This window comes from Ensifer sp. ENS06 (genome assembly GCF_014852205.1).
Classification (GTDB): Bacteria; Pseudomonadota; Alphaproteobacteria; order Rhizobiales; family Rhizobiaceae; genus Ensifer; species Ensifer adhaerens.
Window position 1 is genome coordinate 219668 of sequence record NZ_JACVBC010000004.1, and the last position, 24297, is coordinate 243964.

At 60.6% G+C, this 24297-nt stretch carries 23 protein-coding genes and 4 pseudogenes; 16 read left to right on the plus strand and 11 right to left on the minus strand.

Annotated elements, in window-relative coordinates; all coding sequences use genetic code 11:
• Positions 1-10: 10 nt before the first annotated feature.
• The 5 genes and pseudogenes from IB279_RS17890 to IB279_RS17910 all read left to right on the plus strand — a co-directional run bounded on the left by IB279_RS17890 (position 11) and on the right by IB279_RS17910 (position 2360).
• Complete coding sequence (locus tag IB279_RS17890; protein WP_246802002.1) at positions 11-697, plus strand: reverse transcriptase domain-containing protein; 687 nt, start codon at positions 11-13, stop codon at positions 695-697.
• Positions 698-754: 57 nt separating this feature from the next.
• A pseudogene (gene repC / locus IB279_RS17895) lies at positions 755-1006 on the plus strand (replication initiation protein RepC); the annotation flags it as partial.
• A 134-nt stretch (positions 1007-1140) separates the two neighbouring features.
• Positions 1141-1530, plus strand: a complete 390-nt coding sequence (locus tag IB279_RS17900) for an antitoxin Xre/MbcA/ParS toxin-binding domain-containing protein (RefSeq protein ID WP_060517432.1) — start codon at positions 1141-1143, stop codon at positions 1528-1530.
• Entirely contained in the window at positions 1527-2045 is a 519-nt protein-coding gene (locus tag IB279_RS17905; RefSeq protein ID WP_082566354.1) for an RES family NAD+ phosphorylase, read from the plus strand. The genes IB279_RS17900 and IB279_RS17905 overlap by 4 nt, the downstream gene beginning before the upstream one ends.
• Before the next feature lie 108 nt (positions 2046-2153).
• On the plus strand, positions 2154-2360 hold the full coding sequence (locus IB279_RS17910; RefSeq protein ID WP_060517255.1) for a cold-shock protein: 207 nt from the start codon (positions 2154-2156) through the stop codon (positions 2358-2360).
• A 126-nt stretch (positions 2361-2486) separates the two neighbouring features.
• Here the strand turns inward: IB279_RS17910 and IB279_RS17915 are convergent.
• Positions 2487-2771 (minus strand): annotated as a pseudogene (locus tag IB279_RS17915) (transposase); the annotation flags it as partial.
• A 16-nt stretch (positions 2772-2787) separates the two neighbouring features.
• Between IB279_RS17915 and IB279_RS17920 the strand changes: the two are divergent.
• The 3 genes and pseudogenes from IB279_RS17920 to IB279_RS17930 form a co-directional block, all read left to right on the plus strand.
• A pseudogene (locus tag IB279_RS17920) lies at positions 2788-2931 on the plus strand (IS256 family transposase); the annotation flags it as partial.
• 167 nt (positions 2932-3098) lie between these two features.
• Positions 3099-3800, plus strand: a complete 702-nt coding sequence (locus IB279_RS17925; RefSeq protein WP_060517245.1) for a DUF938 domain-containing protein — start codon at positions 3099-3101, stop codon at positions 3798-3800.
• A gap of 122 nt (positions 3801-3922) precedes the next feature.
• Positions 3923-5074, plus strand: a complete 1152-nt coding sequence (locus IB279_RS17930; protein ID WP_060517243.1) for a sulfite oxidase — start codon at positions 3923-3925, stop codon at positions 5072-5074.
• A gap of 38 nt (positions 5075-5112) precedes the next feature.
• Here IB279_RS17930 and IB279_RS17935 read toward each other — a convergent pair.
• Positions 5113-5571, minus strand: a pseudogene (locus IB279_RS17935) (pyrroline-5-carboxylate reductase); the annotation flags it as partial.
• 109 nt (positions 5572-5680) lie between these two features.
• On the opposite strand from IB279_RS17935, the gene IB279_RS17940 reads away from it, so the two are divergent.
• The 6 genes from IB279_RS17940 (at position 5681) to IB279_RS17965 (ending at position 12686) form a co-directional block, all read left to right on the plus strand.
• Positions 5681-6679 (plus strand): LacI family DNA-binding transcriptional regulator, encoded by a 999-nt coding sequence (locus IB279_RS17940; RefSeq protein ID WP_060517241.1) that lies wholly within the window; start codon positions 5681-5683, stop codon positions 6677-6679.
• A 41-nt stretch (positions 6680-6720) separates the two neighbouring features.
• A complete protein-coding gene (locus tag IB279_RS17945; RefSeq protein WP_113544670.1) occupies positions 6721-8025 on the plus strand; it encodes a sugar ABC transporter substrate-binding protein in 1305 nt (434 codons plus the stop codon).
• Between the two features lie 73 nt (positions 8026-8098).
• Positions 8099-9031, plus strand: a complete 933-nt coding sequence (locus IB279_RS17950; RefSeq protein ID WP_060517238.1) for a carbohydrate ABC transporter permease — start codon at positions 8099-8101, stop codon at positions 9029-9031.
• Positions 9024-9917, plus strand: a complete 894-nt coding sequence (locus IB279_RS17955) for a carbohydrate ABC transporter permease (protein WP_192339465.1) — start codon at positions 9024-9026, stop codon at positions 9915-9917. Before IB279_RS17950 ends, IB279_RS17955 begins: the two co-directional genes overlap by 8 nt.
• Before the next feature lie 2 nt (positions 9918-9919).
• Positions 9920-11626, plus strand: coding sequence for a GH32 C-terminal domain-containing protein (locus IB279_RS17960; RefSeq protein WP_192339467.1), 1707 nt, complete (start codon positions 9920-9922; stop codon positions 11624-11626).
• A 13-nt stretch (positions 11627-11639) separates the two neighbouring features.
• Complete coding sequence (locus tag IB279_RS17965) at positions 11640-12686, plus strand: ABC transporter ATP-binding protein (protein ID WP_089045273.1); 1047 nt, start codon at positions 11640-11642, stop codon at positions 12684-12686.
• Positions 12687-13190: 504 nt separating this feature from the next.
• Here the strand turns inward: IB279_RS17965 and IB279_RS17970 are convergent.
• Complete coding sequence (locus IB279_RS17970; protein ID WP_089045275.1) at positions 13191-13484, minus strand: hypothetical protein; 294 nt, start codon at positions 13482-13484, stop codon at positions 13191-13193.
• Positions 13485-13872: 388 nt separating this feature from the next.
• On the opposite strand from IB279_RS17970, the gene IB279_RS17975 reads away from it, so the two are divergent.
• Positions 13873-15723: an ABC transporter ATP-binding protein gene (locus IB279_RS17975; RefSeq protein WP_192339548.1), complete on the plus strand. Its 1851-nt coding sequence runs from the start codon at positions 13873-13875 to the stop codon at positions 15721-15723.
• A 137-nt stretch (positions 15724-15860) separates the two neighbouring features.
• Here IB279_RS17975 and ocd read toward each other — a convergent pair whose 3' ends face one another.
• Positions 15861-16922, minus strand: coding sequence for an ornithine cyclodeaminase (ocd, locus tag IB279_RS17980; RefSeq protein WP_060529605.1), 1062 nt, complete (start codon positions 16920-16922; stop codon positions 15861-15863).
• A gap of 28 nt (positions 16923-16950) precedes the next feature.
• Positions 16951-17871, minus strand: a complete 921-nt coding sequence (rocF, locus tag IB279_RS17985; protein WP_060517226.1) for an arginase — start codon at positions 17869-17871, stop codon at positions 16951-16953.
• Positions 17872-17989: 118 nt separating this feature from the next.
• Between rocF and IB279_RS17990 the strand changes: the two genes are divergently transcribed.
• Entirely contained in the window at positions 17990-18427 is a 438-nt protein-coding gene (locus IB279_RS17990) for an Lrp/AsnC family transcriptional regulator (protein WP_060517223.1), read from the plus strand.
• A 271-nt stretch (positions 18428-18698) separates the two neighbouring features.
• Here IB279_RS17990 and IB279_RS17995 read toward each other — a convergent pair whose 3' ends face one another.
• The 6 genes from IB279_RS17995 to IB279_RS18020 form a co-directional block, all read right to left on the minus strand.
• Complete coding sequence (locus IB279_RS17995; protein WP_064817053.1) at positions 18699-19460, minus strand: amino acid ABC transporter ATP-binding protein; 762 nt, start codon at positions 19458-19460, stop codon at positions 18699-18701.
• 62 nt (positions 19461-19522) lie between these two features.
• Entirely contained in the window at positions 19523-20203 is a 681-nt protein-coding gene (locus tag IB279_RS18000) for an ABC transporter permease (protein ID WP_089045279.1), read from the minus strand.
• A 4-nt stretch (positions 20204-20207) separates the two neighbouring features.
• Positions 20208-20879, minus strand: a complete 672-nt coding sequence (locus IB279_RS18005) for an ABC transporter permease (protein ID WP_089045280.1) — start codon at positions 20877-20879, stop codon at positions 20208-20210.
• The gene (locus IB279_RS18010; RefSeq protein ID WP_089045281.1) at positions 20876-22258 is read right to left on the minus strand and encodes a M20/M25/M40 family metallo-hydrolase; all 1383 of its coding nucleotides are present in this window, start codon (positions 22256-22258) and stop codon (positions 20876-20878) included. Before IB279_RS18010 ends, IB279_RS18005 begins: the two co-directional genes overlap by 4 nt.
• A 61-nt stretch (positions 22259-22319) precedes the next feature.
• Positions 22320-23099, minus strand: coding sequence for a transporter substrate-binding domain-containing protein (locus IB279_RS18015; protein WP_113187601.1), 780 nt, complete (start codon positions 23097-23099; stop codon positions 22320-22322).
• 46 nt (positions 23100-23145) lie between these two features.
• Positions 23146-24279 (minus strand): aminotransferase, encoded by a 1134-nt coding sequence (locus IB279_RS18020; RefSeq protein WP_113187600.1) that lies wholly within the window; start codon positions 24277-24279, stop codon positions 23146-23148.
• Between the last annotated feature and the right edge of the window lie 18 nt (positions 24280-24297).

Here is a 24297-nt window from a genome sequence, read left to right on the forward strand (position 1 = left end):
GGTTGACGGGATGACGGTGGGACGTATCCGAAACAGGAGTGAACATCGCTTCCTGGTCGATCTTCAAGCTGATCTGCGCAGTGGTGCATATCGGCCAAGTCCGGCCAGGCGCAAGCTCATTCCAAAGGCCGGGAAACCGGGGCAATTCCGACCCTTGGGCATCCCCACCATCAGAGACCGCGTCGTACAAGGCGCGGCCAGAATCCTTTTGGAGCGGATCTTCGAGGCGCAATTCTGGCATGTCTCTTATGGGTTTCGACCCGGCAGAAACACCCACGGCGCCTTGGAGTACATTCGTCGGGCAGCCTTGCCGCAGAAGCGGGACAAGGACACTCGGCGAAACCGGTTGCCATATCCTTGGGTTATTGAGGGGGACATCAAAGGATGCTTCGACAATATCAATCATCATCACCTGCTCGAGCGGATGCGCAAGCGCATCGGTGATCGACGAGTGGTGAGATTGGTCGGATTATTCCTCAAGGCCGGTGTTTTGACTGAGGATCAGTTCCTCCGGACGGACGCCGGTATCCCTCAGGGGGGGATCATCTCACCTTTGCTCGCAAACATCGCCCCTAGCGCGATCGAGGAGCGATATGAAAGGTGGACCTATCACCGCAAAAAGACCCAAGCCCGTCGCAAAAGCAACGGGGTGGCGGCAGCGGCGAGCGCCCGGGACAGCGGTCGATTTGATAACTGAGTTCAGCAACAGATCTTCACCAAACACCTGCCGCAGCCGGACCTTCAGGTAGGTGGGATGAGTAGGCGAGTGGTGGTCCGATCGATGCTGGGCGTCAGTCCAAGCGCCTACCAGGACGCCTGCGAGGCGATGGGGCCGGAAAATGCGGCTGCGACAATGGCCTGTATTCTCGAAAGGGCAGGGCACATCAACTCGGCCGGCGGATATCTGCGCAATCTGACGGACAAGGCGCGGCGAGGGGAGTTTTCGCTCGGGCCGGTGTTGATGGCTCTGTTGCGGGCGAATCCAGTGGTTGCTCGAAGCGCCTAGCGAACGGCTCTTTGGGGGTGGCAGTGGCTTGAAACTTCTCGCTACCCCGGCGAATGTCGTAGTCGCTTGCGTTACCGTCAATAGAGTCATATATTTCGCACAATAAATGAGTTGCTGGATATGGCGGAATGATCATGTCTCAGGTTCTGAAATCTTTAGAGCACAGCGGTCCCTTGGTGCTGTCCTATATGGATCGCTCGGGAAAGATCGCTGTGGAACGGGTCGCAACCGGCTTCGGCATGTCTAAGAGCCAGTTGGCCGAGACGGCGGGGCTAGCCCGCGAAACACTGTATAGAAGTGAACGTAGCCTGGGCGCGAAAACGCAGAGCCGTCTTCGGGAAATGCTGGAGATTATCAGTCGTGTCTCAGATTGGGCCGGTGGTAAGGAGCAGGCAATGGCTTGGTACCGGGCCCAACCTCTACCAGCTTTTGGCGGGCGTACGCCCGAGGCTCTCGTAAAAGACGGCAAGGCCGCGGCGGTGCGAGATTACCTCGATCATATGGCCCTAGGGGGCTTCGCTTGAGGTTTGTGGGCAATTGTTACCGTGCGCACGATCCACGCTGGGCTTTCAAACCGGTTTCAGGAGATGGCGCGGCTATAAGAGGCGCGCGGTTCAACCCAAAAGTCGTGCCAGCTCTCTATCTCGCCCTCAGTGTGATGACGGCGGTAAAGGAAGCCAATCAAGGGTTTGCCCATCGCATCGACCCTTGTGTACTTTGTTCCTACGATGTCGACTGTGATGACATTGCGGATCTTACTTCTGAAGTTGGTCGGGCCTCGAATTCCGTTTCGGTGGAGGAAATAGCCTGCAGTTGGGCCACCACGCTTTCCGAAGGAAGGAGACCCCCATCCTGGTCGATATACGATCGACTCAAGGCGAGGGGCACGGCAGGCATCATAGTACCCAGCTTTGCGCCCGGCGCCGAAGAGGGAGATCGAAATCTGGTGCTTTGGAACTGGGGCCCCAACCTGCCGCATAAAGTGCAGGTACACGACCCAAGTGGTCGGCTTCCGAAGGATCAACTGTCCTGGGATTAGGCGCAGCTCGCATGCTTTTCGTTGACGCCGGAACCGTCTACTAATGTGAGCGTACCAGTATCATTCGAGCCTATCGGTCCGACACGACGATGATCAAAGGAGGATACTTTGGCAACCGGTACAGTAAAATGGTTCAACACAACAAAAGGCTTCGGTTTCATCCAGCCGGATGACGGAACTGCCGATGTGTTCGTCCACATTTCCGCGGTAGAGCGAGCTGGTCTACGCGGACTCAACGACGGCCAAAAGGTTACCTATGAGCTGGTGAAAGACCGCAAGTCCGGCAAGATGTCGGCGGACAACCTCCAGGCCTGAGCGCATTGCGATTCTGCAGCTTACTGCATGCAGTGTTTGCTCTGCTCCAGCGGTGCCTCTTGGCCGGAACCCGCCGGTATGACCGGCGCTTTCAGGTGATCAGCCGGGCCGCGCGACCTTGTTTTCGCTCAAATCGGTCGGCGTATGGTCGATCTGGCAGACGTCGAGTGGGTGCGGTGCGTGGATATAGCCTGGTCGCGGTTTTAACCGCAGCAGGTGCTTTGGATTGGCCGACCGCTTTCTGGCGATCTCTTCAGGCGAAAACAGCGCCGGGATGCGCCGGGCAATGGTGACATAGGACGGCAGGGCAAGACCAGCCTCTTCACAGCGCGCACGGATTTCGGCGACGACCGGTGCGAGAGGAGGCGCCTCGAGCGTCAGCCATTGCTCGCGCAGTGTCTTGCTGATGATTGCCTTGATGCCTTCTGACGCCATCGTCCGCCTCGTCGGCGCGATCCTGCTCGAGCAGAACGACGAATGGGCTGTCCAACGCGCCAGATACATGACGCTGGAAACCATCAGCCAGATGAGCGATGATCCGCTCATCAGCCTGCCAGCCGTGGCGCGCTGATCATCCCGGCCCATGCCGGAGAACGCGGCGACCAAAGCCGCCACTTACACCACTCCCTGGGACATGATCCCGAACGCAGCACCGACGACCTTTGTAAGTCCGCAATCCTTGATTTCAGTTATTTCAGCTATAAGGTGGAGGCATTGCCCAAAGGGGATTACAGGCCAATGCTCCCAGAGAAGAAGGACCGTTCGCCTGTTGCGCTGGAACAGCGCGACGTCAGCGCCGACCAGCGCATGTTCTCACCTTCCGCTGCGCGAAATTCGGCGCCGATCCTCGCGGTCCTACAACGTGTCCTTCCAACACGTGGCACCGTGCTGGAGATTGGATGCGGGACCGGTGAGCACGCCGTGTGTTTTGCGGGGGCAATGCCAGACATCACCTGGCAGCCGAGCGATCCGGATGCCGACGCCCGCGCCAGTACGTCTAGCTGGATCAAATTCTCAAGGCTGAAGAATGTGCTGGCACCGCGGGATATTGATGTGTGCTCAGGACAATGGATCGTCGAACAAACGGGGCATTTTGACGCCATCTTATCGATCAATATGATCCACATCGCGCCATGGACGGCAAGCTCAGGATTGTTCGAAGGAGCTGGCCGTTTGCTTCACGATGGTGGGCTTCTCCTTCTCTACGGTCCCTTTATGCGCGACGGCGTACACAACGCCCCCTCGAATGCTGCTTTCGACGCCGCTCTAAAGGAGCGCAACCCATCTTGGGGTGTGCGTGATATCGCTGACCTTGAACAAATGGGTGAGGCCGCTGGACTTGTTCTCCGCGAGACGATCGAGATGCCTGCCAACAACATGTTGCTGGTCTTCTGCAGAGGTACTGTCTCAACGACAAGCCGGCGCGAAAGAGAGATGTGACCATGCAGTAAGCTGCCGTCCGAGGTCGATGCTCGAAACGTGCGGTATAGGCGAGAATGCGGCCGAAGGCGGAACGCGACAGGCGCACTGCGCGGGGTGTGATCTAACCGGAACCCGCGGGGATGGATACCGAGGTTGTGCTTTTGGAAGGAGAGACGAGAACGATGCCGACACCAGAGCAACCCAGCCTGATAGTTCGACAAAAATCCCCACAGAATACCGAGTTTCCATTTGCGTCGCTCTCCGATTTGCTGATCCCAACCGAGCTGTTCTTCGTGCGAAACCATTTCCCATCGCCGGACCTCGATGCGCGAGACTGGAGATTGCGCGTTGACGGGGCGGTGGCGCGGCCGCTCGAACTTGACCTCGACAGCATCAAGGCGATGCGGAGCACGACCTTGACTGCCGTCGTCGAATGCGCCGGGAATGGCCGCGTCTACTATGTGCCACCGAAGGAGGGGTTGCAGTGGCAGAACGGAGCCGTCGGCAATGCTGCGTGGACAGGAGTTCTTCTCAGCGAGATATTGGAAATGGCGGGCGTTAAGCCTAACGCGCGTGAGGTCCTGCTTGTGGGCGCAGACAGCGGCGTCGTCGACACGAACAAAAAAACGGCTTCTCCTGGCCCCATCGCTTTTGCGCGCAGTCTACCGCTGGAGAAGGCCATGGCGCACAGCACGATCCTTGCCCATTCGATGAACGAGGAGCCGTTGACGCGCGATCACGGCTACCCGCTGCGCGCGGTTGTGGGTGGCTGGTTCGGCATGGCTTGGGTCAAGTGGATCACCCATATCACGGTTTTGGAACAACCATTCCTTGGCTACTGGCAAGCGCGTGAGTACTTCCGTTGGGAGCGCAACCTCGGGGAACCGAGCCTAGTCCCCCTCACGGAGATGGAGGTCAAAGCGCAGATCGCGCGACCCGTGCAGGGCGCGCGTCTCATCGCCGGCCAACCCTATCGAATTTTTGGAGCCGCCTGGGGCGGCGAGGCTGCTATCCGGCAGGTTCAGGTCTGCACCGAAGATGGTAGTGGCTGGCGCGAGGCAAGCCTCCTCGAGAAAGAACGTCCCTTTGCATGGCGCTTGTGGGAGTACATGTGGACCCCTGAAAAGGTGGGGCAATACAAACTGCGATGTCGCGCGATCGATGCGGCGGGGCGCGTGCAGCCCGACCAGCAGCGTTCCGACTTCGAGAGCTACGCGGCCAATTGGATCGTACCGGTGGAGGTTACGGTCGTTCCCGAGCCGCAGACCTATGAGGAGGAATTCGTGATCTAATCAACCGCATGGGGCGAAATGGCGGCGAGTGTCACCTGTTAGCGGTTGTTGATCCGCTCGAACACTCTGTCGAGCACTCGCGTCAGCGCTAGGGTTCCGCACCTTTCGTCGAAGTCCCGGAACACCTGTTCGTTGAGGCCGCTCTTGGTGGCAAACTCGCGGCTCATCTCGACGAAATCGACATCCTTGCCTTGCGTGAAGTGCCGCTTCGGAACGACCGGCAAACAGGGGCACGGGATAGGCGCGGCCCTTTTCTTCCGGCAGGCCATTTTGGGCGAGCCATTCTGTCGTGCGTGCATGATGTCGAAATAGGCGGCCATCAAGGCGCTGGCTTTGGCGAGAAGGTCATATTCCACCTTGCTCTCGCATTCGACGGCGTTGCCGAGCACGTCGAAGATCGCCGCCGTCGCTTGGTCCCCAGGGAAGATGGCCGTGACGCCTTGGCCACGGGCAACGAAGGGCAGACGGGTCGCTTGGGTCAGATGGACGCCTGCAACGAACCAGCGGTTTGTCGGCGAAGTCACAAGGACCCGTCGGCTGCGCTTGACAAAAGACCGTGGTTTAAACTATAGGGTAATCGATAACCCAACGGAGTTCAGGAGCATCGTGGCAATCTCGCTTTCTGACATTGCGGAGCGTGCAGGCGTCTCGGTGAAGACGGTCTCCGGCGCATTGCACGGCGGCTCCGCGCGCATGTCGGACGATACCCGCCAGAAGGTGAAGGCGATCGCGGAGGAACTGGGTTACGTGACCAATCTCGCCGCGCGCGGTGTGCGTCAGGGATGGCTACCGCTGGTCGGCGTCGTTTCTGATGGCCTCATCACTTCGCCGTTCGCCACCGAAATCGTGCGCGGGCTCGATGGTGCTGCGCGCAGTGCAGGCATGGCAGTGTTTGCCGTCAACCACAGCAGCGGACAGTCAATCGGCTCGGTGGTCGACGAGGTGCAGCAGTTCCGGCCGCGTGCCGTTGCCTATGCCGCCATGTACCACAAGGACGTCGATCTGCCGCCGGCACTCGCGGGCTCCGTCGGCGTGATGATCAATTGCCGCGAGGCCTCCGGGCGCGTCACGTCACTGGTCCCCGACGAAGAAGGTGGGGCGCGCGAGATCGTGCGTTACCTGCTCGCCTCTGGCCGCCGCCGCATCGCCTTCATCAACCTGCCGGGTATCCTTGCCGGGGCGCTACGAGAGAAGGGTTTTCGCGCAGCCCTTGAAGAGGCCGGCCTCGAACCGATTGGTGTGCTTCCGGCCGTGCGCCGCAGCGTTTATAGCGACCGCGCTCCGAGCCTCGTCGCGTCGCATGTCGAGACATTGCTGGCCACCGGTCAGCGGCCGGACGCGATCCTGTGCGGCAACGACCGTGTCGCAATGGAAGTCTATGCGGCCCTTGCGCGCGCCGGCCTTAAAATCCCGGACGACATTGCGGTGGCCAGCTTCGACAACCAGGTCGAGCTCGCCTCGCGGCTGGATCCGCCGTTGACGACGATGGCCCTGCCGCACCGCGCGATGGGCCGCCTGGCCATGGAGATACTGCTCGCCGGGGAACCTCAGCCGCCGCATCTGCGCAAGCTGCCGTTTCATCTCGTGGAGCGGGCATCGGTCTAGCAACCAGCATTCTTGTCGAACTGAATAGGAGGAGAAGATCAATGACAACTTATCTGGGTAATCGTTTACTTAGCGCGCTTTTCGCGTCTTCCGCACTCTTGTGGACCGCCGGTTCTGCAGAGGCAAAATCCGTCATCCATGTGATGCACCAGGGCGATCCGGGTTGGGTGAAGGCCTATGGCGACGTCGCCAAGCGCTTCGAGGAAGCCAATCCCGACATCGACGTCGAGATGATCTACGCGCCGCACGACGCCTATAACGAGAAGTTCAGCGCCGCCGTCATGGCAAAGCAGTTGCCCGACGTGATGGAACTCGACGCGCCGTTTCTCGCTAACTACGTCTGGTCGGGCTACCTGCAGCCCATCAAGCCACTCGTCGACAAGGATGTCCTCGACGACATGACCGGCTCGAACATCGCTCAGGGAACCTACCCGATCGACAAGGACCTCTATGCAATCGGCCTTACCGACTCCTCGGTCGTTCTCTACGGCAACAAAAAGTATCTCGAAGCCATCGGCGCACGCATTCCGAAATCCGTCGACGATGCCTGGACGCGCGAGGAATTCGAAGGCTATCTCGAAAAGCTCTCCAAACTCGAAGGCGTGAAGTGGCCGATCGACACGTTCCGCGGTTACGGGATCAAGACCGAGTGGATCACCTATGCCTACGGCCCGCTGCTCGAAAGTGCGGGCTGCGACCTGATCGATCGCAAGGCTTGGAAGGCGAGCGGCACGCTCGACAGCCAAGCCTGCGTCAAGGCGCTGACGATGATGCAGACCTGGGTGAAAAACGGCTGGGTTGTTCCGACCTCGTCCGGCACCAACCAGTTCTATGCAGAGGGGCAGCCGGCAGCGCTTGCCATGGGTGGGCACTGGTTCTACGCCGAAGCTGCCGCTGCGATGAAGGACAACATCGTCGTCATGCCGCTGCCGAAGATCGGCGAAAAGGGCGTCAGCCCGAACGGCACCTGGATCTGGGGTATCTCGGCGAGCTCCGAAAACCCTGAGGCCGCCGGAAAATTCCTGAGCTTCCTTCTGAAGGACAAGGACTATCGCGACTATGCAAAGACCCAGTCGGCCTATCCGGGCCTGAAGAGCTTTGCCGCAGAATCCCCGCTCTACGCTGAAGGCGGGCCGCTTGCCGTCGCCTTCGAGCAGGCCTCGAAAACCGCCGTCGCCCGTCCGCCGCACCCGGCCTATCCGACGATCACCTCGGCCTTCATGCAGGCGGTCGACAAGATCTTCAATGGCGGTGATGCGCAGGAGGCACTGACGGCTGCGGCCAAGAAGATCGATCAGGACATCGAGGACAACGCCGGCTACCCGCCCTTCGACGAGCAGCAATAGGGCGAATTTTGCAGGGCCTTCCCGCTGGCCGGCCCTGCGCGATTTCGGGAGGATGAGCGATGAGGAGGAGACCATGACCTTGCAACAGACGTCTACGGCCGCGCTGCCACGCCCCGCCAGGCGGCGCGACCGGCAGCGGTTCTGGCAGGAGGTCGCGATGATCGCACCGGCCGTGCTGCTGCTCGCCGTCTTCCTGATCACGCCGTTTCTTCTATCCTTCTGGACGGCGATGACCAATCAGCCGCTGGTGCCGCGTCCGACGCCGGTGCGTTTCGTCGGCCTCCTGAATTTCCAGCGGGTGTTCGCCGATCCGCTGTTCTGGACGTCGCTCTGGAATGTCACCCGCTTCACCGCTTGGGTGCTGCCGGTTCAGTGCGGTCTTGCCTTCCTGACGGCGCTGCTGCTGCACCAGAAGCTGCCGATGCAGAACCTTCTGCGCGGAATGTTCTTTCTGCCGGCGATTACATCCATGGTGGTCGTCTGCGTGATCTGGGGCACGTTGTTCCAATATCCGAGCGGTCCCCTCAACCAGATCGTCGGTTTCCTGTCCGGCGGCATGATCCAGCCGATCGACTGGCTCGGCGACCCGAACTGGGCGATGTTCTCGATCGTGCTGCTCTCGGCCTGGCAGGCCTATGGCTTCCAGATGATCATTTACCTCGCCGGCCTGCAGGGCATTCCGGACGAACTTTACGATGCCGCCCGCATCGACGGCGCCAGCGCGTTTCGCCGCTTCTGGCACGTCACCATGCCGGGCCTGCGTCCGACCCACGTCTTCGTGCTGGTCATCACTACGATCCAGGCCTTCAAGCTCTACACGCAGGTTGCGATCCTGACCCAGGGCGGACCGAAGGAAAGCACGGAGACCGTCGTGCACTACATGGTGCGTGCCGGCTTCGAGGAACAGAAGCTCGGATACGCATCCGCCGTCTCCGTCATTCTCTTCGTCATCGTTCTTCTGATCGCGCTTCTCCAGCGCAAACTCCTGAGGCGCTTCGATGTCTGATCTCGTGCTCAGCCAGCCAGCCCCGCTGGCGATCCCCCGCGGCAACAGCAAGACGGGCCTGCGTGTCGTCCAGACCGTCTGCATCTTCATCATCGCTCTGGTGATGATTTCGCCGCTCTTCATGCTGCTGATCGCCAGCCTCAAGGATGACCGTTTCCGCATCCTTGCGGACATGGGCAGCTTCCGCGCCTTCTGGGTCAGCGATCCGACCCTGTCGAACTACCGCGAGATCGCCAATTTCTCCGGCGAACTTGCCTATGGTCGCTACCTCGTCAACTCGCTGGTGATCCTCGTCGTCACCGTCGTGTCCGGGCTGATCATCAATTCCATGGCGGGCTTCGTTCTCGCCTGGGGGTCGCTTCGCGGCAAGGCGATCCTGCTTGCCCTCGTGGTCGCGCTCTACGTCATCCCGCAGGAAAGCATCATCATGCCGCTGGTCGTGATGATGTCGCGGGTGGGCCTGACGGATACGTTTGCCGTGCAGATCCTGCCCTGGGTGGCAAGCCCGCTCTATGTCTTCCTGTTCTACCAGTTCTTCGCCCAGCTACCGAAGGAACTCTACGAAGCTGCGGAGATGGATGGAGCGTCGACGTTTCGCATCTACCGGTCGATCTACATGCCGCTCAGCCTGCCGGCGCTTGCGACGGTCTCGATCCTGATGGGGATCGAGAGCTGGAACCAGTATCTGTGGCCGACGCTGGTCACCCAGACCGACTATGCCCGGCCGATCTCCGTCGCGATCGCCACCTTCTTCGGACAGGACAGCATTTACTGGGACCGCGCCATGGCCGCGTCCGTGCTGATGATGATCCCTGTCCTCATCCTTTACCTCGCCTTCCAGCGCTGGTTCGTAAGTTCGTTCGTCGGCTCCGCCGTGAAAGGTTGATTATGACTTCGCAGACAAAACCCGCGAGCCCCGTGCTTGAAATCGTCGAGGCCGAACTCCCGGCCGGGACCGTGCTGCATCTCTGGCTGAAGGCGCGCAAAATTGGCGACGAGGCAATACTGTCCGTCACCTTAGACCGCAGTGAGATTGCCGGTCCGTCCACGCGCCGCGCCGGGGAGTTCGAATTCTTCGCGGTGACGCTCGGGACGACTGGCCGCACGGTGCTTGCCTATGATGCGGAAACAACTGCGCTCTCCGTCGCCTATGCGTTCCACCCGCAGACGGTGCTGGAGGAGGGGATCCGCGTCCTCCATCACGACGTCCGCACGGCGCCGCCTGAGGTTCCCGGCAGCTACCATTTCCGACCGCCCTTCGGCTGGATGAACGACCCGAACGGCTTCGGCCGGTTCAAGGGTCTCGGCCATCTCTTCTACCAGCACTATCCGCATGGCTTGCGTTGGAACACCATGCACTGGGGCCATGCGGTCTCGAAAGATTTGATCCGCTGGACGCACCTGCCGATGTTCCTGTTTCCGGCGGACCACCTGTCGGAAAAGGACGATGGCCGTGGCGGCGCCTTTTCCGGCTCGGCCGTCCCCGTCTCCGGGCCGGACGGGGACGACATCCGGGTCTTCTACACCGAACACGTTCGCGACCGGGAGCCGGAGGAGCAGATCCAGCTCTCGGCCGTCAGCCGAGACGGCATCGTTGCCGGCCCGTCCGAGGTGATCCTGCCTATCCGTCCGGAGGGTCTGAACCTCACGACTGATTTCCGCGATCCCTATGTGTTCAAGGGCCCGGACGGCCGCTGGAAGATGCTGCTTGGCAGTCGCGACCGATCGGGCGGTGTCGTCCTGCTTTACGAGACGGCGGATCTGCAGGGTGCCACGGGCTGGACCTTCCTCGACATCATCCATCGCGAGGACGGTTTCGGCATGACCGCAGCGGAGTGCCCTTGCATGCTGCCGGTCGGCGGCATGGCGGATGATCCGGAGACCCGCTGGGCGCTGATCTTTGGCCTGCTCACAAGCCGTGACCCGGCCACCGGCCGGCGCAACCTCACATCCGTCACCGTCGGCCGCTTCGACGGCCGGTCGTTCACGGCCGAATTCGAACAGGAACTGGATTTCGGCTCCGACGCCTACGCCTTCCAGGCCTTCGTCGACGGCGACGAACCGGTCGGCATCGCCTGGCTTGCCAACTGGACAGACTTTTCCAAGAAGGACGATTTCCCGACGGCGATGACCTTGCCGCGTCGCGTGCTTCTCGATGGGGGTGCCGTGTTGACGCCGCCGGTCGCGGCAGTCGAAAACCTGCGCCACAGGCTGCTCGATGAAACAGCCCTTGCTGCGGGCGAAACGGTTCCACTCGAAAGCGGTGCGGTCGAGATCGTGCTTGCACTGCCCGAGGCCGGCGCGGCTTTCGAGCTCGTCCTCGATCACCCGGATGTCGCGCTTGGCGTCAGGCTCGATGACGAGGGCCTTGCAATCCTCTTCGATGCCGGTACCGGCAAGCCGCCACCGCGATATCTGGCGTCAGGCGCCAGACCTTCGCAGCTGCGCATCTTCCTCGATGCGGGCTCGATCGAGGTCTTTGCCGACAACGGCCGCTGGACAGGCACCAAGCGCATTCCGGGATTTGCCGCCGCGCGATCGGCAAGGCTGACGGGCGCCGTCACGGGCGCGAAAATCTGGCAACTCAAGCTTTGAGGGAGGAAGAAAAATGGCATCGGTAGCGATCGACCGCGTTCTGAAACAGTATGGCGCAGCCTCCGTCATCCACGGCGTTTCCGTGGACATTGAGGATGGAGAATTCGTCACGCTCGTCGGACCGTCCGGCTGCGGCAAGTCCACGCTCCTGCGCATGCTTGCGGGGCTCGAGGACATCAGCGGCGGCGAAATCCGCATCGATGGGCGCGTCGTCAACGACGTCGCACCCAAGGAGCGCGACATCGCCATGGTGTTCCAGAGCTACGCACTCTATCCGCACATGACGGTCAAGGAGAACATGGGCTTCTCCCTGAAGCTCCAGGGTCGAGACAAGGCGACGATCGATAAGCTGGTGAAGGAGGCCGCCGGAATTCTTGCGCTCGAACCATTGCTCGACCGCCTGCCCAAGCAACTCTCCGGTGGCCAGCGCCAGCGTGTCGCCATGGGCCGCGCCATCGTTCGTCACCCCAAGGTATTCCTCTTCGACGAGCCGCTGTCCAATCTCGATGCTAAGCTGCGCGTGACCATGCGCAGCGAGATCAAGGAATTGCACCAGCGGCTCGGCACGACCATCGTCTACGTTACCCACGACCAGATCGAAGCCATGACCATGGCCGACAAGATCGTCGTCATGCGCGCCGGCCGCGTGGAGCAGATCGGCAAGCCGCTCGACCTCTACGATCGCCCGGGCAATACCTTTGTCGCCACCTTCATCGGCTCGCCGTCGATGAACCTCTTTGAGGGCAACGTCGGTGATGGCGGCTTTTTCATTGACGGCGGTGTTTCCCTGCCGCTGCCGGCGTCGCTGGGTCACGGTGAAGCTCGCACCTATGGCATCCGCCCGGAAGATCTGGAGCTCTCCGAAACCGGCATACCGGCAACCGTGCTGACGGTCGAGCCGACTGGCGCCGAAACTCACCTTCTGGTGCGCGTCGGCACGCAGACGGCGGGGATCGTGTTGCATCGCCGCGTGGACCTGAAACCTGAGGAGCAGATTTATCTCCAGCCGAAGAACCAGAAGATCCATCTGTTCTGCGCCGAAGGAGCCCGGGTCAACTGATCCTTTGGCGAGCGTCGACAAACCGGGGAACGTGATTGCTTCGCGTCAGTCTATGCCGCTTCGAGCTTCTTCGCAGCGAAGCAGCATGCCCTAGAGGTCACGCGGTTCGTCGGGATCCGCGAGGAGGTCGAGTTCTGTGAACATGGCACCCCCCGGCATCAATCGGCCAATCGGCAGGTCGCTGGTAACTCGAACGGCAACTACGTCGAGCGTCGCGCCCCGTTCGTCGAGGCGAACTCTGTCGGCAACACTTCGGCAAGCTCACCCTTGCGCCTCGGCCTTTCGAGCCGCGCGCGTCCAAATTCGTCGTCAGCTTTCGACCGCAAGAGCCGGCTGACCGGATCGCTGGCGGGCGGCGGCACCGACAAATCGGCAATCGGCAAGGAGTCTTTACCTAACACGCCTTTTGCCGACTAACAGATGCCATCCGGCTGCGGATCACTTGCTCGGTTAGAAATGCTAGGGATGTTCGATTGGGCTTCGAAAGATAAGATGGGCTCCTGCCTACCAGCGCGCCCGAACGGCACTAGTCGAAGAAAGGCCCAGGTATAGGCCGATGCAAAATCCGATAAGCGCGGCCGTACTGACGATTGTCGTTGCTGTTCCGGGATTTTCCCGCGCGGCCTCTATTGCGCCCTGTCCTTGCTGTCGGACCGTCTGGGCTGCGTTCCTAGCTATTCCAGAGGCGCCTTCAGCCGCAGAATTGACCCGCTCACTCACAGCTTGCTTCACCTCCGCGATCTGCGATCTCAATTCGGCGATTTGATCTTCAATCGATTGCTGGTTCACACCAATCATCTTCCACCTCCCGGTTTGTGAACGCAAAACCGTTGAGCTGCGACAATGTTCCAGCAAAGGGGAGTGGGGTCGCCGCCTGTTTCTGACTCCCTGCTGAAGTGCGCCAACGCACAGTATTCGTCCCGCGTTTGCGCAACGCGTATCCTCCGGTTCTGTGCCGCGACGCTCCAGCGGCGCCAGAGCTGTTGTTTAGCGATGGCGGAAGATCGGGCTTTCTCGAAATGGCGAGGCCCCAGGGATGGCCTGAAGACCGGCACAACGCTTTGGGAATAACACCTTTCCCTTACAGTCTCAAAAATATTCTAGTTGAGATTGCAGCGCGAAGATGGTGCTATGTGCTGCGCGTAGCAATGTTCCCTTCTTCTCCCAGGACAAAAGCGAGCGGCCTATGTCGATCTCAGATGCTGTCTATCGTCCCTTCGAAACGCTGATCCGCCCGCTCGACATCCCCTATCAACCGCTTCCGACCAAGGGGCCGGTCGCCGTCCTGATGCACTTCATCCGGATGTTCCGAGGCGTCATCATTGCCATGGCACTAACCTCGATGGCCGTCGAAGCAATCAACCTGATCGTTATCTGGGGACTATCGGTGATCGTCGATGGTGTGGCGACACAAGGGGTCGGGCAGTTCGTCGACAGCCGGTTCTGGTTGCTGGTGTTCCTCGCCGTTCTGATTTTTCCGGTGATGCCCATCGTCTTCTATATTACCAATATTCTGAACTCGCATACCGTCGGCATCAGCCTCCCGATTGCTATTCAATGGCAGGGGCACAAAGCCATTGAAGGGCAGGACCTTGCCTTCTTCCATGACCTTTTTGCCGGCCAGGTAGCATCACGCCTCGGCCAAGTGGCCAATGCAGTACAGCAACAGATCCTGATCGCCTTTCAGACTGCGCCCCGCTTCCTGCTTCAGATTGTCGGCTCGGTTCTGCTGTTGCTCGCGCTGTCCTGGCAGTTAGCGCTCCCGGTCGTCGCCTGGGTGATCGTCAATGTGCTCTTCACCCTCAAGGTCGTACCTGATTTCACGGAGCGTGCGCGGCGCTCGGCGAGGCAGAATAGCCTCGTTTCCGGCGCCATGACGGACATTTATGGCAACATCCAGATGGTCAAGCAGTTCGCCGCCGAAGACACCGAAGCGGGCGCACTTAGGAAGATCATGGCAAGAGCGGTCAACACACAACACCACGAGCAGCGCATCTATCGAACCACTGAATTGGTCGTCATCACCCTCAACATGGTTCTCTGGCTCGTCATGCTCGGAATCGGCTTTTGGGGGCTCTTCGATCGTTTCCTGACGGTGGGCGAGTTTGTGGCGACGGTTTACATCCTTCAGCGGCTGTCGGCTGGATCTTTCACGTTTATCCAGATGGGCCAGCAGATCTTTAAGGCTCTAGGAACAATCAGGGATGCGATGCCCGTCATGACCACTCCGCCGACCATTACCGATCGGCCAGGCGCAAAGCAGCTCATCGTTCGCCATGGCGAAATCCGTTTCGAGAATGTTCAATTTGCCTACAAGTCGGACAAGGGCGTCATCGATGATCTATCCCTTACCGTCCGAGCAGGCGAGAAGGTTGGACTGGTCGGGCTGTCCGGCGCCGGCAAGACGACGGTGGTCAATCTGCTGCTACGCTTCTATGACATCCACGGCGGCGCCATCCATATAGACGGTCAGGACATTCGTGCCGTAAGCCAAGCGAGTCTGAGGCAAAACATCGGCGTTATCGCCCAGGATGTCGCGCTGCTGCACCGGTCCGTCGGCGACAACATACGCTACGGCCGCCCCGAGGCGACGTCAGCAGAGATCGAGCAGGCAGCGCAGGCGGCGCAAGCCGATTCCTTCATTGCCGATCTGACCGATGGTGAGGGCCGCAAGGCCTATGAAGCCTTCGTCGGCGATCGAGGCGTAAAGCTATCCGGAGGTCAGCGACAGCGCGTTTCGATCGCGCGGGTGCTGCTGAAGAATGCGCCCATCCTGATCCTCGACGAAGCGACGTCGGCGCTGGACAGCGAGGCGGAGGCCGCAATCCAAGAAAAGCTCAACCTGCTAATGGAAGGCAAGACAGTGATTGCCATCGCACATCGTCTTTCCACCATCTCCAGGATGGATCGGATCATTGTTCTCGATCGTGGCCGGATCGTCGAGGAAGGCACACCGGATGCGCTTATCGAACAGGACGGGCTCTATGCCCGTCTCTGGAAGCGGCAGACGGGTGGCTTCATTCCTGGGGACATTTGAGGCTGCTTTTAGGGGCCTTTGGTTCGATTCCCTTCAAGGCGCTCAATTGGCGTCTATCAGGCTGCTTGGCGACTGACGCCCAGCGTTCCCCGGCTTGACCGTCGACAAACCGGGGAACGTGATTACTTCTCGTCAGTCTATGCCGCTTCGAGTTTCTTCTCACACCGCAGAAGCATGCCGTAGAGGTCACGTGGCTCGTCGGGATCAGCGAGGAGGTCGAGTTCTGTGAACATACCGTGTTCGGCAATCTGGTCCCGGACGTAGCGAAGGGCGGAGAAGTCCTCGATCGCAAAACCGACACTGTCGAAGAGCGTGATCTGATCCGGACTCTTGCGGCCCTCTGTCTCGCCGGTCATGACCTGCCAGAGTTCAACGACGGGGTGCTCAGCCGGCAGCTGCTGGATTTCGCCTTCGATGCGTGTCTGCGGCGGATACTCGACGAAGATGTCCGAGCGCAGGAGAATGTCCTTGCTGAGTTCGGTCTTGCCGGGGCAGTCACCGCCCACCGCGTTGATGTGGACACCGGGACCGACATGGTTGTCCGATAGGATCGTCGCGTACTGCTTGTCGGCGGTCACCGTGGTGATGATGTCCGCGCCTTCGACCGCCTCTTCGACCGAGGTGCATTCCTCAATGGTGAAGCCGAGGCCTGCGAGGTTGCGTGCGCATTTCCGGGTGGCGGAGGCGTCGATATCGTAGAGGCGAAGCTTGTCGATGCCGAGCAGCGACTTGAAGGCGCGAGCCTGGAATTCGCTCTGCGCACCATTGCCGATGATGGCCATGGTCCGGGCATTCGGCCGGGCAAGGTACTTCGCCGCGACCGCGGACGTTGCCGCAGTGCGCAGCGCGGTCAGGATCGTCATTTCGGTGAGCAGCATCGGGTAGCCGTTGCCGACATCCGAGAGCACGCCGAAGGCCGTCACGGTCTGGCGGCCATCGCGCGTGTTCTTCGGGTGACCATTGACGTATTTGAAGCCGTAAAGCGTTCCGTCGCTGGTGGGCATCAGCTCGATGACGCCTTCCTGCGAATGGGAAGCGACGCGCGGGGTCTTGTCGAAGACCGGCCAGCGGCGGAAGTCCTCCTCGATTGTGGCCGCCAGGTCCGTCAGGAACCGGTCGATGCCGACCTTCAGAACCAGTTTCATCATGTGGTCGACGCTTACGAACGGAACCACGTTCAGTTTCGGATCAGTATTCATTTTTCCTCCAACCAAAGAACAATCGAAATCAGCCAGTGACAGTCGGGCGATCCATCACCCGCTTGCCCATCAGGCTGGCGACGAGATCGACGAGCAGCCGAGCGGTCTTGCCGCGCTCGTCGAGGAACGGATTGAGTTCGACAATGTCGAGGCTGGTCACCAGCCCGCTGTCATGCAGCATTTCCATGATCAGGTGCGCCTCGCGGAAAGTTGCTCCTCCCGGTACCGTGGTGCCAACGGCCGGCGCGATGTCCGGCTCGAGGAAGTCGACATCGAAGCTGACATGCAGGAGGCCGTTTGCGGCCCGGACCCGTTCGATGAAATTGCGGACGAGGACGGCCACGCCATGCTCATCGATTACGCGCATGTCGTGCACCGTGATGCCGGTGGTGCGAATGGCGGCCTTTTCGGCGGCGTCAACGCTGCGGATACCGATCATGCAGACGTTTTGTGCGGCAACGGGATGGGCAAGCGCAGGGAAGAAGCCATCGAAACCGGTCTGGCCGGTATAGTAAGCGACGGGCGTGCCGTGCAGGTTGCCGCTGACCGTCGTTTCGAGAGTATGGAAGTCGGTATGGGCGTCCAGCCAGAGCACGAACAGCGGCCGCCCGAGTTCGGCGGCTCGGCGTGCGAGACCCGGAACGGTGCCCGCGGAGATGGCGTGGTCGCCGCCGAGGAAGATGGGCATGCCTGCCTTGCTGTGTTCGTAGGCAGCAGCAGACAGCGCTTCGACCCAGGCGACCGTTTCGCCGAGGTGATGGACGGCCTTGTTCGGATGGGGCATCTCGTCGAACGCACGCGGGCTGAGATTGCCATTGTCCTTGACCGAATGGCCCAGTTCTTCCAGTGCCGTACGAAGGCCAGCGATGCGCAGGGCGCTCGGCCCCATCTCGCAGCCAAGCTGCCCTGCCCCGATTTGCAGGGGCGCGCCGATGAGCGTGCAGTCCATAGTGTACTCCCGTTTGTTTTCATGATTATAAAAGTCATAGATGGCGGATTGAACATTGAATTTTGGCATATCGAGATGCTAGTTTGACCAAATTGATAAGAACGGAATCCAAATCGGCATGGATGCTCTCGACCAGAAGATCGTGATGCTGTTGCGCGGCAATGGGCGTCGAAGTGTCTCGGACCTCGCGCTGGAAACGGGCGCCTCGCGGGCGACCGTGCGGGCGCGCATCGAGCGGATGGAGCAGGACGGGACCATCCTCGGCTACACGGTGATGCTGCGTGCCGATGCGCTTGAAGATGTCGTTCGTGGGGTGATGATGGTTGAGATCGAGGGCCATGTGACCGATCGGGTGATCCGCACGCTCGGCGGCTTTCCTGAAATCTCGCAGATTCACACGACGAACGGTCGGTGGGATTTGCTGGTGGAACTCAGTGCATCGAGCCTGGCCAACTTCGATGCCGTGCTGCGCAAGATCCGTCTCGTGCCCGGCATTATGGGCAGCGAGACGAGCCTTCTTTTGTCCACGCCGCGGTCGACGAGGGCGAAGCTCTAACCTGACGAGCGTCGACCTGGAAACTCACTTCGACGGGTGTCGCTGCGGCTGGCGCGCCGCGTTTTCCTGCAATGGGTTGCCGCACCGGCGGCACAAGCGCCGGCGACAATCATCGAGCGCTTTCGGGCCTTGAGGCGACGGCTTTGTCGATAGCGGCGCATCTGGTCGCGGCCGGGCCTCGGCCGACGAATGATCGGCCGGGGTAATTATGACATCGAGCGGGGCTCGACAAGGACGGGCGTGGACGCGCGGAATGGTGCAATGCCTTCGGTCAGTGCAGGATCTGGCTGAGGAAGAGCTTGGTGCGCTCGTGCTGCGGATTGTCGAAGAACTCAGCCGGCGAGTTCTGTTCGACGATCTGGCCCTGGTCCATGAAGATCACGCGGTTGGCGACCTGACGGGCGAAGCCCATTTCGTGGGTCACGCACAGCATGGTCATGCCTTCTTCGGCGAGCGACACCATGGTGTCGAGCACTTCCTTGACCATTTCCGGGTCGAGCGCCGAGGTCGGCTCATCGAACAGCAGGATCTTCGGCTTCATGCACAGCGAACGCGCGATCGCCACGCGCTGCTGCTGACCACCGGAGAGCTGGCCCGGATACTTGTTCGCCTGCTCGGGGATCTTGACGCGCTTCAGGAAGTGCATCGCCAGTTCCTCGGCCTGCTTCTTCGGCATCTTGCGCACCCAGATCGGCGCAAGCGTGCAGTTTTCGAGGATCGTCAGGTGCGGGAAGAGGTTGAAGTGCTGAAACACCATGCCGACTTCGCGGCGCACTTCGTCGATCTTCTTCAGATCGTTGGTGAGCTCGATGCCGTCGACGACGATCTTGCCCTTCTGGTGCTCTTCGAGGCGATTGATGCAGCGGATCATCGTCGACTTGCCGGAGCCCGAGGGGCCGGCAATGACGATGCGCTCGCCCTGCTGAACATCTAGATCGATGTCCTTCAAGACATGGAAAGCGCCGTACCACTTGTTCATGCCGGCGATCTTGACTGCTGACTTTGACATTTTTTCTCCTCCAGAAGTGTGCATTGGCTGCGCCGCGCGGAAGACGTTCTCCGCTTGCAGTTCTCGCGACTGTCGATCGTGTTGGCTTATCGGCCTGGGATGGCGAACCTTGTTTCGAGCCCCTTGAAGACCCGCCCGAAGGCGGCGCCGATCAAGAGATAGATGGCACCCGCGATCAGGAACGTTTCGAATGGTGCATAGGTCTTGGCGACGAATACGCGGGCTGCACCGGTCATTTCCATGACCGTGACCGCGCTGGCGAGGGTCGACCCCTTCATGACGAGGATCAGTTCGTTGCCGATGCTTGGCAACATGGCGCGGTAGATCTGCGGCAGGACGACCTTGATCAACAGGACGTATTTTGCCAACCCGAGGGCTTTCCCGGCTTCCCACTGCCCTTTGGGCACCTGCCGGATTGCACCGGCCAGGACCTCAGCCGAATAGGCGGCCGAGTTGAGGGCGATCGTCAGGACGGCGCAGTAGACCGGGCTGCGGAGGATGGGCCAGAGGACGCTCTCGCGAACGGCCTCGAGCTGTCCTAGGCCATAGTAGACAATGAAGAGCTGCACGAGAAGCGGGCTGCCACGGATGACGAATGTGTAGGCAGACGCCGGAAGCCGCAAGCACCTTGAGGGAGAGGACAGAGCCAGGGCGACCGGCAGCGCGAGCACCTGTCCCACGAGGAAGCTCGCCAGGGTGATGATCAGTGTCAGAACGAAGCCGTTCTTGATGGTGATGAAAGCGGGAAGAAAGAGATCCAATGACATGGGACTACCGCAGATGAGTGGTCAGGCGCTGATTGTAGGCATTGATGAAGAGCGTCGAGACGCCGGTCACCAGCACATACAGCGCTGCAGCCGTAAGGTAGAAGGCGAGGGGCTTGTGGGTTGCGCCGGCCGCGACGACGGATTTGCGCATCAATTCCTCGAGTCCGACGATCGAGACCAAGGCGCTCTCCTTCAGGATCACGAGCCACTGATTGCCGAGGCCGGGCAGGGCTCGGACCATCATCTGCGGCAGGACGATGAGCCGGAACGCTCCGGGCCCGCGAAGGCCGAGAGCGAGTGCCGCCTCCCATTGACCTGACGACACCCCGACCAGTGCGCCGCGGACGATCTCCGTCAGATAGGCGGTCGAGACGACAGTCAGCGCTGCGATGCCGGCGGTGAGAGCATCCACTTCGACATAGACGCCGAAAAGACCGGTCAATAGAACCGTGCCGCCGTAGAAGATCAGGAAGATGACCAGCAGTTCCGGCAGACCCCGAATGAGGCTGACGTAACCGGCGATGACCTTGCGAACCGGGGCGGATCCGTAGACCGCGGCCGGTGCAAGCACGACCGCGAAGATCAGTCCAAGGACAAAGCTTCCGACGGCGACGGAGAGCGTAACGAGGAAGCCCTGCAGGAGCTGGGGAAAATACTGGACAACCGCTTCGATCATGACCCGGTCTCGCGTTGCTGGTAACCAACGTCTGCCGCCGATCCGCACTGGCTGGCGAGCGCGGAGAAGAAGTCTGCGGAGAAGCCGATCATCTGGTGGAACTGGTCGATGAGGATGTTCTCATCGGGAGAGTGCAACATTGCGCCATGGTGCGTGATGCCCGCACCGAAAAGCGTGGCGCCGAGCTGATGCACGAAGGGGTGCGCAAGACCCGAGGCTGCCGAACTCGGCTGAAGGATGGCAGGCTGGCCGAACCACTTTTCCAGCAACTTCGCCCCGAGCTTGACGGCCCAATGCGACGGATCGCTGCGAACACCCAAGACCTCGGCGTCGTGAACGATCAGCTCGATATCGTCAAAGCCGTTGTCGTCCAGGTGCAGGCGTACCAGGTCAGCGACGGCTTTGGGGTTCTGTCCAGGGACGAGACGAAAATCGAGCTTGGCGGTCGCGGTCGCCGGCAGAACCGTCTTCGTGCCAGCGCCCTCGTATCCGCCATGGATACCGTTGACGTTCAGGCAGGGTTCGAAGTTGAGGTGCTCGTAAAAGTTGGATGGCGTCACGGCGCCAAGAAGCTTTTGCCCCCCGGTTGCCGCCATTAAGTCTTCCAGTGCAAACGGGGGCGAAGCGGCAAGTTCTCTCGTCGCTGGACCGGGCTTGATGCCTTCGTAGAAGCCTTTGATCAGGACACGGCCGGCTGCATCGCGCATGGAAGCGACAGCAGAGGCCAGCCGCCATAGGGGATTATCGAATATGGCGCCGAGGCTGGAATGCAGATCAGCGCGTGCGGTGCGAACGCTCAGCTCGATCGCCAACACGCCCTTGAAGCCCATGAGGACCACCGGTCGGCCGCGTGTATCGACCTCCCCGAATTCCCACCAGCAGAGGTCAGCTTGAAGGCCTGCATAACGTTTCTCAAGGAAGCGTACGAGCGAAGGACTTCCGATTTCCTCTTCGCCCTCGACGATCCAGATCAGGCGAAAGGGTAAGGGGCCGGGGTGTCGTTCCCGGAACAGGCGCCATCCGGCAAGGCGGCTGACGAATTCGCCCTTGTCGTCTGCCGCACCGCGGCCGAAGAGCGCGCCGTGGCGCTCCGTCAGGCTGAAGGGCGGTGCCGTCCAAAGATTGACAGGCTCTTCAGGCTGAACGTCGTAGTGGTTGTAGATCACCAGTGTGAAGGGGCCCTCACCGATTTCTCCGGTTACGAACGGACCGACGTCCCCTGGCTCGATTGCAGTTTGGAAGCCGGCGTCGGCGAGAAGAGCGGCAACCTTATCGGCGCACGCATCGAGGCCTTCAACTCGGGCGCTGACGGAAGGGATCGCGACGAGGTCCGTCAGGTCTCGTGTCGCTTCGATCGTGATATGGTCTGGGAGTGTCATCGTCCAATTCCTCTCGCGAGGAGGCGGGCTTGCTCGCCCCCTCGCGTGGTTCACGTGTTCGTCATTTCTTGGAAATGTCGTAGCCGAACCACTTTTCGGAGATCGTCTTGATCGTGCCGTCGGTGAGCATCTCCGCCACGGCCTTGTCAACCTTGGCGGCGAGTTCCGTGTTGCCTTTGGCGATGGCGACGCCCTGTCCCTTGCCGAATTCGGGGAAGTCCGCGCTGGTCAGGAGCGGGCCGGCATAGGCCAGCTTGTCAGCGCCACGATCCTTCACAAGCGGCTCCAGTGCGGATCGCTCCATCAGGCCGGCATCGATGCGTCCGGCGACAACGTCGTCGGCAATCTGGTCCGGGCGGTCATAGACGCGCACGTCCGCATCCGGGAAATGGGCGCGAACCACCTGCTCATGGGTTGTGCCGGTCTGCACGCCGATCGCGACCTTCGCAAGCTTGTCCTGCAGATCCTTGGCGGACTTCGCCTCGGCAACCAGGCTGCCCGCGGCAACGACCATCGCGTTTGGGGCGTCCGCGTAGGCGACGGAAAAGTCGACCTTCTGCGCCCGTTCCTCGTTGATTGATACGCCCGAGATCACCAGGTTGAACTTACCGACCTGCAGGCCGGGCAGCAGACCGTCATAGGCCTGGTTCTGCCATGTACAATTCGCCTCGATGCGCTTGCAGATTTCGTTACCGACGTCGCGGTCGAAACCGACGACCTCGCCGGCGGCATCGACGGACTCCCACGGCGGATAATCTGCGCTCGTGCCGACCCGCAGATCTTGCGCACTGGCGACACTCGCTGCCAGCGAAATCGTCATCACGGCAAGCAATTTCTTCATGTTCACTCCCCTTTCGTTATGAGACATTGCATCTCCACCGCCCTGATCACGCGGCCGCGGTTTGATAGCCCTTAAGAAATTCGGACATGCGCTTCAGGCCTTCCTGAAGGGTGGTGCCGTTGTTGGTGAAGCCGATCCGGACGTACCCTTCCATGTCCATCGCGCTGCCAGGCGTCAGCATGACGCCGGTACGTTCCAGAAGCCGGATGCAGAACTCTTCCGAGGAAATGGGCAGATCGTACTTGAGGAGTGCCGTGGTGCCGGATTTCGGTTTGATCCACGAGATCAACGGCTCGTTCTCGACCCAGTCGGAAAGCAAGGCGAGGTTGGTGCGCGTGATCGCCTGGCTGCGCGCAAGAATCTTGTCGCGGTTCTCCAGTGCAATGGCTGCGAAATGATCGTCCAGCATGCCGACGCTGATCGTGTTGTAGTCGCGATGGACGGAGACGGCATGGATCAATTCTACGGGAGCGACGATCCATCCAAGGCGCAGGCCGGCAAGCGCGAAAGTCTTGGACATGCTCGCAGTGCTGATGCCTTTCTCATAGAGGTCGGCGATCGACGCCGTCATTCCGTCGCCTTCCTGGTCCGTACCGCGATAGACCTCGTCACACAGGATCCACGCGCCGCAGGCGCGGGCAATCTCGACGATTTTCTCCAGATAGGCGCGATCCATCAGCGAGCCCGTCGGATTGTTCGGATTGTTGATGGCGATGAGTTTCGTGCCCGGTGTTGCAAGGCGCTTCAGCTCTTCCAGGTCTGGCAGGAAGCCAGTCTTTTCCGTGAGCTTGAGGATTTGTACGTCGGCGCCGTAGCTTTCCGGGATGGAATAGTGCTGCTGGTAGGTCGGCAGGACCGAGATCACACGGTCACCCGGTTCGACCAGTGTTGCGTGCACCAGGGCATTCGCACCGATGGCGCCGTGCGTGACCACGACATTTTCTGCACTTTGCTTTTCGTGGAGGCCGGCAACCAGCTTGCGGAGGCGTTCGCTGCCTTCGATGGCGCCGTAGGTTAGCTTCATGGGCAGAAGCTCGGAGAGGATCGTGTCGGTCTTGCCGGCCATCTCCAAAAGTTCGGCGACTGTCAGCGACTCGACGCAGGTCTCGGCGATGTTCCAGTCGCATCTGGTTTCGTAGCGGTTCATCCAGATCTCGACGCCGAAATTACGAATCTTCATTGCCTATCTCCTGTGCTG

What these genes read in the sequence shown, in the direction of transcription:
- IB279_RS17890 (WP_246802002.1), top strand. Translation starts at nt 11, where the DNA reads ATGACGGTGGGACGTATCCGAAACAGGAGTGAACATCGCTTCCTGGTC.
- IB279_RS17900 (WP_060517432.1), top strand. Translation starts at nt 1,141, where the DNA reads ATGTCTCAGGTTCTGAAATCTTTAGAGCACAGCGGTCCCTTGGTGCTG.
- IB279_RS17925 (WP_060517245.1), top strand. Translation starts at nt 3,099, where the DNA reads ATGCTCCCAGAGAAGAAGGACCGTTCGCCTGTTGCGCTGGAACAGCGC.
- IB279_RS17930 (WP_060517243.1), top strand. Translation starts at nt 3,923, where the DNA reads ATGGATACCGAGGTTGTGCTTTTGGAAGGAGAGACGAGAACGATGCCG.
- IB279_RS17945 (WP_113544670.1), top strand. Translation starts at nt 6,721, where the DNA reads ATGACAACTTATCTGGGTAATCGTTTACTTAGCGCGCTTTTCGCGTCT.
- IB279_RS17950 (WP_060517238.1), top strand. Translation starts at nt 8,099, where the DNA reads ATGACCTTGCAACAGACGTCTACGGCCGCGCTGCCACGCCCCGCCAGG.
- IB279_RS17955 (WP_192339465.1), top strand. Translation starts at nt 9,024, where the DNA reads ATGTCTGATCTCGTGCTCAGCCAGCCAGCCCCGCTGGCGATCCCCCGC.
- IB279_RS17960 (WP_192339467.1), top strand. Translation starts at nt 9,920, where the DNA reads ATGACTTCGCAGACAAAACCCGCGAGCCCCGTGCTTGAAATCGTCGAG.
- IB279_RS17965 (WP_089045273.1), top strand. Translation starts at nt 11,640, where the DNA reads ATGGCATCGGTAGCGATCGACCGCGTTCTGAAACAGTATGGCGCAGCC.
- IB279_RS17970 (WP_089045275.1), bottom strand. Translation starts at nt 13,484, where the DNA reads ATGATTGGTGTGAACCAGCAATCGATTGAAGATCAAATCGCCGAATTG.
- IB279_RS17975 (WP_192339548.1), top strand. Translation starts at nt 13,873, where the DNA reads ATGTCGATCTCAGATGCTGTCTATCGTCCCTTCGAAACGCTGATCCGC.
- ocd (WP_060529605.1), bottom strand. Translation starts at nt 16,922, where the DNA reads ATGAATACTGATCCGAAACTGAACGTGGTTCCGTTCGTAAGCGTCGAC.
- rocF (WP_060517226.1), bottom strand. Translation starts at nt 17,871, where the DNA reads ATGGACTGCACGCTCATCGGCGCGCCCCTGCAAATCGGGGCAGGGCAG.
- IB279_RS17990 (WP_060517223.1), top strand. Translation starts at nt 17,990, where the DNA reads ATGGATGCTCTCGACCAGAAGATCGTGATGCTGTTGCGCGGCAATGGG.
- IB279_RS17995 (WP_064817053.1), bottom strand. Translation starts at nt 19,460, where the DNA reads ATGCACACTTCTGGAGGAGAAAAAATGTCAAAGTCAGCAGTCAAGATC.
- IB279_RS18000 (WP_089045279.1), bottom strand. Translation starts at nt 20,203, where the DNA reads ATGTCATTGGATCTCTTTCTTCCCGCTTTCATCACCATCAAGAACGGC.
- IB279_RS18005 (WP_089045280.1), bottom strand. Translation starts at nt 20,879, where the DNA reads ATGATCGAAGCGGTTGTCCAGTATTTTCCCCAGCTCCTGCAGGGCTTC.
- IB279_RS18010 (WP_089045281.1), bottom strand. Translation starts at nt 22,258, where the DNA reads ATGACACTCCCAGACCATATCACGATCGAAGCGACACGAGACCTGACG.
- IB279_RS18015 (WP_113187601.1), bottom strand. Translation starts at nt 23,099, where the DNA reads ATGAAGAAATTGCTTGCCGTGATGACGATTTCGCTGGCAGCGAGTGTC.
- IB279_RS18020 (WP_113187600.1), bottom strand. Translation starts at nt 24,279, where the DNA reads ATGAAGATTCGTAATTTCGGCGTCGAGATCTGGATGAACCGCTACGAA.